Origin of the sequence: Lysinibacillus sp. UGB7, assembly GCF_049058285.1 — a bacterium.
GTDB classification, from domain to species: Bacteria; Bacillota; Bacilli; order Bacillales_A; family Planococcaceae; genus Lysinibacillus; species Lysinibacillus sphaericus_B.
The window spans coordinates 277,917-291,424 of the sequence record NZ_JBMGUV010000001.1; the positions used below are offsets into that span (position 1 = coordinate 277,917).

Annotated in this window: 16 protein-coding genes; 5 read left to right on the forward strand and 11 right to left on the reverse strand. The window is 33.5% G+C overall.

The genetic code is table 11. The annotated features are described in order from the left end of the window. Positions 1-122: 122 nt before the first annotated feature. The 5 genes from ACOMCU_RS01895 to ACOMCU_RS01915 all read left to right on the forward strand — a co-directional run bounded on the left by ACOMCU_RS01895 (position 123) and on the right by ACOMCU_RS01915 (position 3,326). The gene (locus tag ACOMCU_RS01895) at positions 123-1,157 is read left to right on the forward strand and encodes a hypothetical protein (protein ID WP_421049278.1); all 1,035 of its coding nucleotides are present in this window, start codon (positions 123-125) and stop codon (positions 1,155-1,157) included. A 68-nt stretch (positions 1,158-1,225) separates the two neighbouring features. After that, entirely contained in the window at positions 1,226-1,930 is a 705-nt protein-coding gene (locus ACOMCU_RS01900) for a hypothetical protein (RefSeq protein WP_421049279.1), read from the forward strand. A gap of 160 nt (positions 1,931-2,090) precedes the next feature. Further along, on the forward strand, positions 2,091-2,615 hold the full coding sequence (locus ACOMCU_RS01905) for a type II toxin-antitoxin system PemK/MazF family toxin (RefSeq protein ID WP_421049280.1): 525 nt from the start codon (positions 2,091-2,093) through the stop codon (positions 2,613-2,615). Between the two features lie 196 nt (positions 2,616-2,811). Beyond that, positions 2,812-3,066 carry a hypothetical protein gene (locus ACOMCU_RS01910; protein ID WP_421049281.1) on the forward strand — a complete coding sequence of 85 codons (255 nt, stop codon included), beginning with the start codon at positions 2,812-2,814 and terminating at the stop codon, positions 3,064-3,066. 59 nt (positions 3,067-3,125) lie between these two features. Continuing rightward, entirely contained in the window at positions 3,126-3,326 is a 201-nt protein-coding gene (locus ACOMCU_RS01915) for a hypothetical protein (protein WP_421049282.1), read from the forward strand. A 254-nt stretch (positions 3,327-3,580) separates the two neighbouring features. Here ACOMCU_RS01915 and ACOMCU_RS01920 read toward each other — a convergent pair whose 3' ends face one another. The 11 genes from ACOMCU_RS01920 to ACOMCU_RS01970 form a co-directional block, all read right to left on the reverse strand. Then, positions 3,581-4,162, reverse strand: coding sequence for a hypothetical protein (locus ACOMCU_RS01920; RefSeq protein ID WP_421049283.1), 582 nt, complete (start codon positions 4,160-4,162; stop codon positions 3,581-3,583). Positions 4,163-4,281: 119 nt separating this feature from the next. Next, a complete protein-coding gene (locus ACOMCU_RS01925; RefSeq protein WP_421049284.1) occupies positions 4,282-4,716 on the reverse strand; it encodes a hypothetical protein in 435 nt (144 codons plus the stop codon). A gap of 296 nt (positions 4,717-5,012) precedes the next feature. Next, the gene (locus tag ACOMCU_RS01930) at positions 5,013-5,744 is read right to left on the reverse strand and encodes a hypothetical protein (protein WP_421049285.1); all 732 of its coding nucleotides are present in this window, start codon (positions 5,742-5,744) and stop codon (positions 5,013-5,015) included. Between the two features lie 3 nt (positions 5,745-5,747). After that, entirely contained in the window at positions 5,748-5,957 is a 210-nt protein-coding gene (locus tag ACOMCU_RS01935) for a hypothetical protein (protein ID WP_421049286.1), read from the reverse strand. A gap of 154 nt (positions 5,958-6,111) precedes the next feature. Further along, a complete protein-coding gene (locus ACOMCU_RS01940) occupies positions 6,112-6,429 on the reverse strand; it encodes a hypothetical protein (RefSeq protein WP_421049287.1) in 318 nt (105 codons plus the stop codon). A gap of 163 nt (positions 6,430-6,592) precedes the next feature. Next, the gene (locus tag ACOMCU_RS01945) at positions 6,593-6,919 is read right to left on the reverse strand and encodes a hypothetical protein (protein WP_421049288.1); all 327 of its coding nucleotides are present in this window, start codon (positions 6,917-6,919) and stop codon (positions 6,593-6,595) included. Positions 6,920-6,975: 56 nt separating this feature from the next. Continuing rightward, positions 6,976-7,269, reverse strand: a complete 294-nt coding sequence (locus ACOMCU_RS01950) for a hypothetical protein (protein WP_421049289.1) — start codon at positions 7,267-7,269, stop codon at positions 6,976-6,978. A gap of 89 nt (positions 7,270-7,358) precedes the next feature. Further along, positions 7,359-11,423 (reverse strand): DNA polymerase III subunit alpha, encoded by a 4,065-nt coding sequence (gene dnaE / locus ACOMCU_RS01955; protein WP_421049290.1) that lies wholly within the window; start codon positions 11,421-11,423, stop codon positions 7,359-7,361. 180 nt (positions 11,424-11,603) lie between these two features. Next, entirely contained in the window at positions 11,604-12,065 is a 462-nt protein-coding gene (locus ACOMCU_RS01960) for an RDD family protein (protein WP_421049291.1), read from the reverse strand. A gap of 336 nt (positions 12,066-12,401) precedes the next feature. Next, positions 12,402-13,055: a hypothetical protein gene (locus tag ACOMCU_RS01965; RefSeq protein WP_421049292.1), complete on the reverse strand. Its 654-nt coding sequence runs from the start codon at positions 13,053-13,055 to the stop codon at positions 12,402-12,404. Between the two features lie 12 nt (positions 13,056-13,067). Further along, positions 13,068-13,493: a hypothetical protein gene (locus ACOMCU_RS01970; protein WP_421049293.1), complete on the reverse strand. Its 426-nt coding sequence runs from the start codon at positions 13,491-13,493 to the stop codon at positions 13,068-13,070. Between the last annotated feature and the right edge of the window lie 15 nt (positions 13,494-13,508).

Sequence of the window (13,508 nt, forward strand, 5' to 3'; positions counted from 1 at the left end):
TTTACATTAATTATATATAATTGTTGTATATAACTTTCATATATGTTATATTAGTTCTACAAACAAGTGGAATGAATCCACAAAAAGTAATATAAAAATACATTCATAGGAGTGATATATAAATGAATAACAATATTAAAATCGTATCAGTGGATAGCGGAAAACACCGCACGAAGGCAGTTTTATTAAAGGATAGTCAAATCGTTGATCGCTTCAGCATTAACACCAAAGCAAGCGAGTATCATGAGGAAAAATCTTTAACAAGCTCTGCATTTGCGGTAAAAGTAGGACAAAAAACATTATTAGTCGGTGATCAATCTGCTTCATTCGACTCTTCAACTTCGAAAGCACTAGACCTTCACCGTTTTGCTACACTATTAGCAATTTCAAAGTTAGTAGAAAACGGCGATGAAATCTCTTTAACAGTTGGCTGCCCAATTAACCTATACCTAAATGCAGAAAAACGTAAGGATTATCTGCGATTCATGGCTGGTATTACGGCAAAAGACGATATTGACTTTAAAAATTTAAATCTCGATTTATCATTCTCTGTAGATGGCAAACCATTCTCAGTAAAATTACGCAAACTATTTGTAATTCCTGAATCATCAGGATTCCTAATTAAGTACGAGCAGGACTACTTAGGATCAGATGTTGCAATTGTTGATATTGGTGGGTTAAATGTCAACGGTGCTATCTATCAAACTGCTACGTTAATGGAAGGAAATGAGGAAGTAGAGTACATGCAAATGTTGGATTCATCTCACTTCACATTAGAAGATGGCGGAAATATTTTCTCAATTCAATTAATGGACCGATTAAATAGCGAATACGATGCTGGTATCGGACTACATCAAATGAAGAAAATTATCAAAGATGGTTTCATTAAATATGATAAAGAAGGATCGGCTCGGATTATTTCTGATGAAAAAGTGAAATTCTTCAAAAACATTGTTAGTCAAATGCAGTCACGTAAATGGTCATTAAAAACATTAGACTTCATCTTTGTAGGCGGAGGCAGTTTATTATTTAAGAACGACATTTTAGAAATTCTTGAATTCAAGGATGCACATATCAGTGAAACAGCTGAATATGATAACGCTGAAGGCGGAGCTTTCCTAGCGGAAGATGCCATATTCTTAGAAAATGCAGCTTAAAATTTTAAGAGGAAGGGCTAAAAACCTTCCTCTATTTTTAATCTAACTAGAAAGGATGAATGTCAAAAATGACAACAAATACGGACAAGCCGAAAAAACTCCGAAATTTTTCAGTATCTAAAAATTTTAGTCAAGTGCATACCATTTTAGATGATATTGATAAGCAAGAACGTTCACGATTTATCTGTGAAGCCATTATTGAAAAATTCAACAACATGAATAAAGAACAAAAAACAGCTGAACCAATGGAGCAAATGAAGCAAATGATGGAACAATACCAAATGATTACTTCACTCATTAATCCTATGCAGCAATCTATACTTAATCCTGCTGTGATGCAAATGATACAACAACCAGCTTATCAACAACCGATTCTTGATCCAGCTATGCTCGCTCAAATGCAAGCACAAGCTTATGCACAACAAGTTGCTCAGCAAGTACATACACCTACACCTGTACAACCTGTGCAAGACACTCCTACTGTCGAAACAGCACAAGTAGAACCATTACAAGTGGCTGACGAAACGGAGCAAACTACGAAAAATGCAACATCGCCTGTTGAAGAAAAAGAAGAATCCAGCTTTAAACCGCAACGCTTATTTGATGGAGATCCAGCACCTATTGAAGAAAAAGCAGAAACATCTACACCTGTAGAAAAAACGCCTAAAGAAACTGCCGTAACTGCTATAAAAAATACACCTGCACCTAAAGAAGATAAACGTTTAGCAGGACGTAGACGTGGCGGTGTAACAAGACAATTTATGAAAGATTAGAACATGGGCTAATACCCCATGTTTTTTTATTTTTTCAACAAAGTTTTTTTTCAAAGTTTATTGGCATATCTTTTTCAAACCCTACATATAATTTATAAGTTTTTACAAAACAGGAGTTCATAATGAACAAGTTTACAGGAGAAGAAGGAGAGATTTTATTATGTTATCAGAGGCTGTGTACCGACTGAATGACCGATTTAATTTTATGATGGAAATGAACGAAAAGGATCAAAAACGAGCAGAAGAAATCGTTGAATTTAGCAGTAAATTAATTGAATTGTCTGTCAAGGAACGAATCTTCAAAAATTTGAATCCAAAACAAGGAGAAATTTGGACGGTATCTTTTGGAGCTAACGCTGGCTCTGAAATTAACCGAACACGCCCTGCATTAGTGATTCAAAGTAATAAGTATACAGAAGGAGCATTAACAGTTGTCGTAGTTCCGATTACACGTACAACTGCACGAAATGATTACTATGTAGAATTTACAGAAAATGATGTAATAAGAGCTGAATCATATAATGATGCCCCTAGTGGAACGCTTGCATTAGATCAAATTCGATGTATTTCTAAAGCACGTTTAGGACAAAAGGTTGCAGACCTTAATCCTAATAAGTTAGAGGAAGTACGCTCGGCATTTTTCAATCATCTGTTTTTAAATGAATCATCTGAAACAGTAAAGTAAGTCATTTATGTAGTACCAAATGGAATTGGGATAAAAATTGGAGTTGCTATTAATCTAGCAGCTTCGTTTTTATTTACATCAACAATAAGAATATTAACAATATTAGTTGACTATATGTAACTTTTTGTGTAAAATACATATTGCTAGATTGTTACAATAGTCGTCTAATAACATATATTCTAAGGAGGAAATTCAAATGAATAATTTAACTGCTACTAGAGAGTATAATAAAGGTGATTATGTCATTTATACTGATCCCAACAATATGAAATATCGAGCAGTCGTTGAATCTGTAGGATCAGACGACTATACGCTAACTGTAAGCATAAGTAAAAAGCGAACTGTAGGCATGGTTACAATGACTGTTTTAGCAAATGCCTCAGTATTGGAACCGATGATGCTGACTATTGTTCCTGAGTTACGAGCTAATAGCCTGGTATGTGTTGAATGATAGCGGCTTCTAATAAATCTGTTGTAGTTAATCCGCCAAATGAAGATATATGCATTATAATGAGCTTAGAAACACGTTTATTTTTAATAGAACAACTTTACTTAAACATTGCTTCTATGAAAAAAGTAGTTTTATTGTTAGATGAAAACCATCCAAACGCCAGTGCTCATATCGAACTCTATAAAAAGTTAAAAGAAGGTACGGAGGAACAAGGATTTAATTACCTGTTACACTTCTGTATTTTCATCATCTACTCTTGATAAAGGTTATGATGTAGTTGCAATTAAGGCTGATGGCTCACATATAATTTTAAGCGAGTTATTTAACCCTACTCAAACTTATACAAGACGAATGATTAGAAGAGGTCATAATCTTGAACGACTTTTATTAACAAATGAATTCAAATTTGCCCTACTTTAAAAAGGTTATGTCAAAATACAGTCAATCTACATAGATTGGCTTTTTTATTTGCATATAAAAAGCCGCCCTCTGAAGAACGACTTAATAAAAAAAATTAACCTAATTGTTTCATTAACTGATTAAACGTAAAGAATACATGATCTTTTCCCATCATTCGCTTGTTATCATAAGCTTTTACTAATAATTGCTGCACTTGATCATACGTTAAATTTTGTCTGATGTAGCTGTTTACATAGTACGTAAATCCATCATTAAACTTTGTTGAATGCCCCAAATAATCCAATTGCGTTGTAGGCATAAATAGTGAACACTTACCATCTACAACATATACATAAATTTTTTCTTTCCCTGTTTTTAAGCGTTCCATATACCCCTGCATAATCTCATAAAACTGACTATACAGTGCATCTAATTGATCCTTTAATTGTGGGTAGAAATTGATTAGCTTAACCGAAATGCATCGCTTCACTTTCTTTTTCGTATAATAAAGCTTTAATGCCTTTTCCTTAAAATCATATACTACCTTTTCATATCCTGCTAGATTTTGAGATGTTGCCAGAAATTCTAACTGCTTATCATCGTTAAAAATTGGCTTTGCTAATTCCATCATCGCTCCATCTTTTGCCTGAAATTGAATCACTGCCTCTGTTAATTTTGATAAAGTTTGTGTTACCATAATAAAATCCTATCTCCCTTCGAGAATCCATGTTTAATAAAATCTATGTATTATACGTAGGCTTTTATAAAAATATAAAAAAACACGCCATTTAATTTCATAAATAGCGTGCCAAATCATTAGTTAAATGATTTAATGATACTTCTTAGAGGTTTTACAACGACTCTGCGTTTACGTAACACCTTTGAATAAATCTTCCATCCTAGTCCGACAGATGCAATCACAAATGCCATACCTGCTGCTGAAACCAATAATTGAATCACTAGCTCCTGACCATTAGATAATAACGATAATGCTAAAATTACACCTACAAATATTGATGCTTTACGATATTTCAAGATAAAGTTCTTCGCTTTCCCCAAAATAAGACGAATTTTCTTCATTATAAAATATGGTCTAACACGTCCCAATTCATCTGCAATCGCTAAACCTAAATATGTAGCTGTGCCACCAATAGAAACAACAGGGATTAAAGATAATGCATACCCTACCAACTCACTCATTACCATAACGCTAAAACAAATTCCTACTACTGCTAATAACATCTTTTTCATCAATAAAAACCTCCAAATAAAATATATACCTTACAAAATCTTTCCAAATAAAATCTTGTCCTTTTAAAAATAATTTCCTTTTAAAATTTGTACTAAAACAATCCTCCTTCATGATTAATTCATTTATCATACGTAGGTAATCTTTTATTATTCCATCTATTAAAAATATTTTAAGCATGTAACTCTTTATCTATCAATGTAATTAGAAGCTAGTTTTAACGGCACTAAAATTAATGTTAGTCAATTAATTGGGCAAATAAAAACACGCCTACTAGAGCTCCAGCAGCGTGTATTTATTATAGATATTTATATAGAACAGCAAGCGTAATTGTTATAAAGTAACCATAGTAATATATTTTTCGTGGAAACTTAAATAGTGGCATCATTTGCAATTGATTCTTTAACAAACGAACAATTTCGATCAATATTACTCCGAATGCTATTGCAAATATGTAGCAATATTTTAAATGTTCATTTCCAAACACTATTACTGCGATGATCAAAATTATATAAGTGAATACATGCACTTTATATTTTTTAAAAATAGCTAGTGCTGGAACGATGATTGCAACAATCCAAACATCATGAATGGGTACTAAATAAATTAATAAAACATATAAAGGCAAATATTTCATTCCGCCTTTAACCAATAAAGCTCCTGCAAAAAGTAAGAAAAGACCATTTAATTTTATGCTTTCAGTTAATATTACAAACGGTATTTGCACAAACAATGCTAAAAGCCATAATCGGATCATGTATAAGTTAAAATTACTTGTTCGCTGCACGCCTTGAATTAACAGGTATGAGAAGATCATCGTTGCGGTAAAGGAAATTGCTTGATACCATTCTTGATAATTTTCTACATATAAAAACAATGCCACAACTGTAAGCAGCATTGCCATATATCTCAACAATGCATCCGAATGATTAAACGCTTGCCGTTCTCGAATCAATTTATCATCATCTGATTGGTAATTCCAAACTGCACGTACTTTATCTACAAATGTTGGATTTTCTTTACCATACATTGATTAATAATCATCTCCGTATCGTGAACGTTTTTTGCGTGACTGTTTTGAACCACGTAGACGAGTATCTGCCTTCCGACTACCTTCACGCATACGCTCTTCCTCTTTACGTTTGTTGCTAAATTCACGCCTGCTTCGGTGCAAGTTACGCTCACGTGTGCGTACCTCCAGCTCTTCATTTGTTATTTGTTCTGTTTTTACTTTGATAGTCATAATACAAAACCTCTCTTTTCTTTATATTTTTTGTAATAATAGACTATACGTATCTTCTAATAGACTTATTCAATAAAATGAAATCAACCTAATATTATTTTAATAAAACAAAAAAGCCCTATTTCAACAATATGAAATAGTGGCTTTTTGTCGATTATGATGCAATGACTTGATCTACTACAAAGCAAACTTGTGTCATCGATAATAAGCGAGGAAATGAATCTAGTGTGAATCCTAATTCGTCTTTAACTAATACATGTTCCCCTTCTTGTTTTACGAGAAGTTTAGAAAAATGTTTATTGTAATTTCGATATTCCCCAATAATTTCAAAATCACCATTATCTAATAATTCAACGTTAAAACCTAGCTTACGTAATCGATCAATAACTGTAACTCTCCGTTTTTCAGCAGCACTAACAGTTACTTCAACTTTTTCCTCAAATAGTGAACCAAATAGCATTTTTTTAAACATCTTACATCGCCCTTTCTAATTAAATTCCTGTTTAAAATCTTTTTCCAATAAAATATAATTTGTTTCTTTTCGAACATCCAAATTTCTAAAATCTAATTACTTGTACGTATTTATTAATTTATTTATTCCATAAAAACAAAAAAAGATCATTTACATGACCTTTTTAAACATACCCCATATAGATCGCTACACATGTCATACCACCCAATATGTTGAAAAATTGAAAGCAATTAATGATTATCCTTTGAAAACAAAGTTTTAATGACTTAATAGTATCTACTCTAATCAAGCGTAATCCTTCAACTAAAAACGCTAAAGTTGCTGCCAACCCCATAATTCCTTTCAGTTCTATCTTCTCATTCACATCATTCCATCCAAATAAACCACCTATCAATGATACTATGAACAGATTCAACAAGAGAATGTATAAGGTACGATCAACTCTAATCAAAAATCGCCTTATATACTGCCACCAATTTTCGCTTTTCAAACCCCTCACCTCCCTTTTTTACCAAATATTTTAAAAAACCAAAGTTTTTAACTTGCTTAAACATCTGTATTTACAGGAAATGCAATAACTTTACCCTGATCCCTTTCAGGAATTTGAACATTTTTAAAAAACTCATTATAAATGGTCTTATATTTACCTAACAACGCCTTTGCAAAAGGAAATCCATTTATTAAATTTTCCGCTTTTTGAATCGTATCTACCCATAACCATAAGTCGTAATACTTTGCTTCTCCTGAACGATACTGCTGCTCTAATTCTTCCAAATGTAAAAACAACTGCTCTAATTCAGCTTGTTTAACAGCTGTTCCTTTTCTTTTGAAAAACAACATAATCTAACAACTCCTTTTTTATTTATCCTATTAATTTTGCCTAGCATTTATTCTGTAAAAAATGTCGAACGTAAAAAAAACAACCTACATTAAGCAGGTTGTCGGTTATGACCTTTTTTAAATTCGTAAACAAGCTCCATATTATCACCAAATTGTTCACTTAGACGAGTATATGTTTCTGTATCCAACATCACATTTACTGGCGAACGATACCATTTCTCCTGAAAACATACATACATTTCCGTATGACCAGGATGTTGAGCAGCATAATCATATGAAAAACGTGCTAACTTCGGATCATTCGTAAAGATTTTAATTGCTTTAGGCGTTTCAAATATAGCAATTTCTTCAATATCGGAAATACTATCAATGATTAATTGGTAGCCAAAGTCATTATGATCTAATGTACCAGCAACCACAACAATCGCCCCTTCACGAACATATCCATTGAACTTAGAATACATCTTAGGGAATAAAATGGCGTTTACATTCGATGTACGATCCTCAACTTCGAAAGCGACCATTGATTCACCTTTTCGAGTGGTAATTGGACGAACGCCTTTTACGACACCTGCAAACTTTACTTTTGTTCCTAAGTATGGATTGTCAATTTCGTGGTCTGTAGAAGCCCCTTCTGTCGCATCTTCAATCACTTCTTCATCTGAAGTATCAATTAAGATGTCACCCATCTCATAGACTTGTTGACGCTTTAAATGTTCATCAAATTCATCTAATGGATGCCCTGTTAAATAGAAGCCCACATATTCATTTTCAAGCTCCAATAAAATTCTCTTATCGATTTCAGGTAAGTTTTGGATTTTCAATACTCGTTGCAATCCTTCTAATTCAAATTCATCTGAAAAATCAAGAAGCGACATCTGATCAGCGTTACTCTTTTTAGTATCATCTTTAACGCTATCCACAAATTTCAAAATGTCCTCTTGAGCAGAAATCAATGATTTACGTGAATAACCAAAGCTATCCAATGCTCCTGAATGGACTAAAATTTCAAACATGGTTTTATCAAATTTGCTATTACTAGCCATACGTTCGAATACATCCTGAAGCGACTTAAATTCGCCACGATTTGATTGAGCCTCTTGTGCCACTAACAAACCTGATTTACCTAAACCTTTTAATCCTTGTAAGCCAAATACAATCCTACCATCTTTAGCAGTAAATTCACCTTCAGAAATATTTACATCGGGCGGCACAATCTCCATACCCAATTTGCGTGCATTATTTAAGAAGATTTTAATTTTATCAGGCTTATTTAAATAACTATTTAAAATAGCTGTCATAAACTCTACTGGATAATACGTACTTAGGTAAGCACTTTTTGCTGTAATCGTACTGTATGCAGCAGCATGTGACTTATTAAATGCGTATTCAGCAAAACTTTTCATTTTATTCCAAACAGATTGAGCAACACGTTCATCGATGTTTTGTTCCTTACATCCTTTAAGGAATTTTAAACGTAATGGCTCAATTTTATCTGCCAATTTCTTAGCAAATGCTTTACGTACTTCATCAGCCTCGCCTTTTGTAAATCCAGCCAATTCACGCACAATTAACATCGTTTGCTCCTGATATGTTATAACTCCATACGTAGTTTTTAAGATATTTACCAATTTTTCATGATCATACACAATCTTTTCTTCATCACGCATATTACTTAAATATTCAGGAATGTGATCAATTGGACCAGGACGATACAATGATACACCTGCTACTAATCGTTCAAATAATAGATTACCGAACTCTTCTGTATTATTTGTATTTGATTTAACATCTGCAAATAAATCTTTCATAAACTCACGCATACCTGCCGATTCGAGCTGGAATATACCATAAGTTTGCCCCTTACTAATCTCTTCATAAACACGCACATCGTTAATCGGAATCTCTTCATATACAAGCGGCTCAAGCCCCTGCGTATTTCTAGTACGATTAATAACATCAAGTGCAGTACGGTTTACAGAAATCGTTCTCAAGCCGAGGAAATCCATTTTCAGCATACCCATTGCTTCAACGTCTGCCATTTGGAATTGCGTTACTCGCATTTTTTGCTTCGTTTTCTTATCCTCAACAATTGTTTCAGGCACGATATTTGATACTTCATCTTCAGCTATTACTACACCACATGCATGAACGGAAGGATTTCGAGGTAGCCCCTCTATTTTCTTCGCAATATCAAAAATACGTTTAGCTGTATCATCAGAATCAATTAAAGCTTTAAAATCAGCCGATTCTTCATATGCTTTTTTCAAAGTCATCTTCGGTTGATTCGGAATTAACTTCGCCATTTTATCAGCAAGTGTTAAACTAACATCTAAAACCCTTGCAACGTCACGTGTTGATGTTTTAGCACCTAACGTTTGGAACGTAATAATACGTGACACTTTACGCTCACCGTATTTACGCTTTACATATTCAAACATCTCATGTCTACGAGAATCATCAAAGTCTAAGTCTACATCGGGATCAGATACACGTTCAGGATTTAAGAAACGCTCAAATAGTAGATCGTATGGAATTGGACAAATGTTCGTCACTTTTAAAGTGTATAGAACCAAACTTCCAGCACCACTACCTCGCCCTGGACCTGTCCAAATGTCATTATCATGTGCATACTTCATCGTGTCGCCAACGATTAAGAAGTAGTCTGCATAATTCATTTTCTTGATTACAGACATCTCGAATTCCAAACGCTCTCGGTAAATTACATCATCATGAAAAGGTGTATCTTTAAATCGTTCAGCATACCCTTTTTTAACCCAATGCTCTAATTGGCTATAAGCATCTTTAAATAACGGATCAATTGGGAAACGAGGCATATGTTTGATACCTAGACCTAATTTTGCATCTGCACATTTTTCAAGGATTTCAAGCGTGCCATCTAAAGCTTCAGGAATATCTGCAAATTTCTCTTCCACTTCCTCAATTGTATGCAAGTGATAGCCGCTACCTTCAAATTTTAAACGACTTTCATCATCTAGTGTTTTTTTAGTCCCAATACATAAAAGTACCTCATGAGCAAATGCATCTTCTGCATCCGTATAATGAGAATCCGTTGTAGCCATTAAAGGCAATGAAAGTTCTCTAGCTAACTTCATTAATTGTGGTGTAACAATTTCTTCATCAGCAATGCCATGTCTTTGAATTTCGACATAGAAATCACCTTCTCCAAAAAAGGATTGCTGCGTCTGAATAACTTGCTTTGCTTTTGCATAATCACGCTTTAATAGCAATTTGCTCACTTCTGAACCCAAACAAGATGTGGAAGAAATAATGCCTTCTCCGTACTTTTCAAGCATGTCATAGCTAATATGAGGTTTGCGGTAAATATTTTCAAAGCCTAACGATGTAAGCTTCATTAAATTTTTAATACCGACATCATTTTTAGCAACAAGCCATAAGTGATTCCCATCTTTCTTTCCATCCATTGTTTCACAATAAGCTTCAAATCCTAAAATCGGCAGCTTATTAGCAAGCTTCATCGCCTGGTAATATGAAACAGCACCAAACATGTTCCCATGATCTGTTACTGCACCACCAAATTCAGTGTGAGCAATCATATCTTTCAAATGTGTTGCTCCATCTAACATACTGAAGCCACTATGACGATGTAAATCTGCCCAATGCGTTATCTGAATGATTGTAATACCTTCTTCAGTATGACTATGAATATAACCTTTTAGCTCCCCACGTCTTGCAAAGGCATGTGCCCAACGACCAATTGGAATACGCTTAATAAACATGCCATCATAATCAATACCTAATCGCTCTGCGTTAATTTTTGTATAAAAAATATCAAGCGATTGACCATCTTCTGTCTTTTTTAATGTCACAAAAGAGCCTTTTTCTAAATGAGTTAAATCAGCAATTGGAATCAAGCGATTTTTACCCCAATTTAACACATTTACTTCTGTTTTCTTACCAACATGTCGTACAATTACAGCTGGTAAAAACGGTTGATTATCACCAAAGCAAGACAATACTGGATTGCCTTCTAATGATACATCAGCAACCTTTTTTCCATTTAGATCATAAATATTTAACTGCTCGTCTGCTTTACGTACTAATAGATTTGTATTTACCGCTGTCTTACCAATACCTTCTACTAATAGTAAGTGATTTTCATTATTACACATTTCAAATCAACCTCCGTTCGTATTGTAAAATTGCTTTCACAATACACTATCCTTCTGATCTTTTTTGATTCAAAAACCCTTTTTTATAAAATCCTTAAATTATACGTATATTTTTGATAAAACATTCATAAAAACAAGTAGAAGGGCTACGCAAAAATACGTAGCCCTTCAATAAAAATGTTATTTAGCTGATACCACATATGTTCCCCCGATAATATCGTGTAATGCACGTTTTTGAGGATGGAATGCGATCATAATATAGCCAATATAGAAAGTTAAGCCACTCACAATCATTCCTAGATAGCGTAGCACTGATTTACTTACTGAAATGCGTCCACCATCTTCATCAACAATTTTAATTCCCATTAATTTCTTGCCAACTGTTCCTTGATATTTAGATGCTGGCATCAAAATCATATACGCTAATCCAACAGCTAGATAAATAATCGATGCAATAATCCATGTGGCAATGGCAACACCCAATATACTTTCTTCGCCTAAACTGATTGATAGAACTACTTGAATAATTCCTGATACAACTACAATGGGGATATAGACCAATCCTAAAACAATACCATCAATCAAGTAGGCTAGGAAACGTGTCCAAAAGCCCGAAAAATTTACGTTTTGCTCATGTTCCAATACACTCACCCCTTTCTGATTTAATTTATCTTTCACTCTATGCAATAGGCATTTTTCTATGCCCACAACTTTTCCAAAAAAATAAAAAAGGACTAAATGTTAGCACATTCAATCCTTTTCAATCGATATTTTTTATATTTCTAACACTTGAATAACAAACTCTCTCAGACTTAAATAGTCACTTTCAAAATCTCGAATTAGATCGTCTAACTCTTCGCCTTCTAATTCAGGACTGTTTTCTGAAATAAAGCTTGCTAATTCAAGACTATTGCTTTGTAGTTACTTTATAAAATCGTGCAATTGTTCTTCTGTCATAAATGCTGCCGCCTTTAATTTTTATAGAAATGTAGGAATTTCTTCTTCGATCTCTAGTATATTCGCAATTTCATTATTCATAAAGCTAAATAGACCTTTTGCTTTATGAATCATCAATGTTTTCTTCTGAACATTTTTAGCAAACTCGCATATACCCAATGCTGCCTCTAAGCTCATTGCAATATTAACTGTTTCACCATCTTCTACAACAAAACAATTCACAACATTATCCATTGTTCGTAATGCAACATCTTCTTCTAAAACTAATGCCCCAAATCGCTGACTACAATTAAAAGTTCCCTGCTCAATTTGCACTTTAAACAGTTTTAGATTTTCTGCATCTATTAATTCCTTTATTTTAAAAGCATCTTTCAATGAGCTGACGATAAAGGAATATTCATCTTCCACCATTAATGAGTATTTTTGAACATGACTTACATCTGTAAGTGAAATTGTAAGATTTGATTCAGTGTACTTTTTATATAAAATCGCCTCTAAATAAATACGTAACAGCGGCAATTCTTCTTGATCACTATCTAACAGCTCTTCAAATACTCCTTCAATAGCTGAATCTATTACGCCAAATTCAATACTCCTATTCGTAGATGTGAGCATTTCCTCTAATTGTTCAATTGAAAATCCTTCTAAAATTTCGATTGCTGTAAAGTCTAACATATCAAATTCCCCCTATAGTTCCTCTGCATAATATGGTTCGTTTTTGATTTCTTTTAAATGTTCTACAAGTAATTTCATATATTCGCTTTTCGCTTGATATAAGAATGAATATTGCTCATAAGAGTCATTTTTTTCATCTCTGCCTTTTACAATGCTGTATTCAATTGCAATATATCCCGAATCTAATTTTTCTACTGTTGCTAGTAAATCAAAACACGTTGATTCATATCCTTCTAACATAAAGTGATACAGTAAAAAACGATAAGATTCTTCATTATCAGGAAAAACGCCATTTGGAAATAATTCCTGCAAGCCTTTTTGCTGCATGTCAAAAAATAATTCCCCATAATTTTCGATTACTTCAATTGCTTCAACATCATGAAAAACCTGAAACCCCTCTACAATAAATTCTGATTTTGTTACATCCCTGCGTTCCATCAATACAAACTCCTT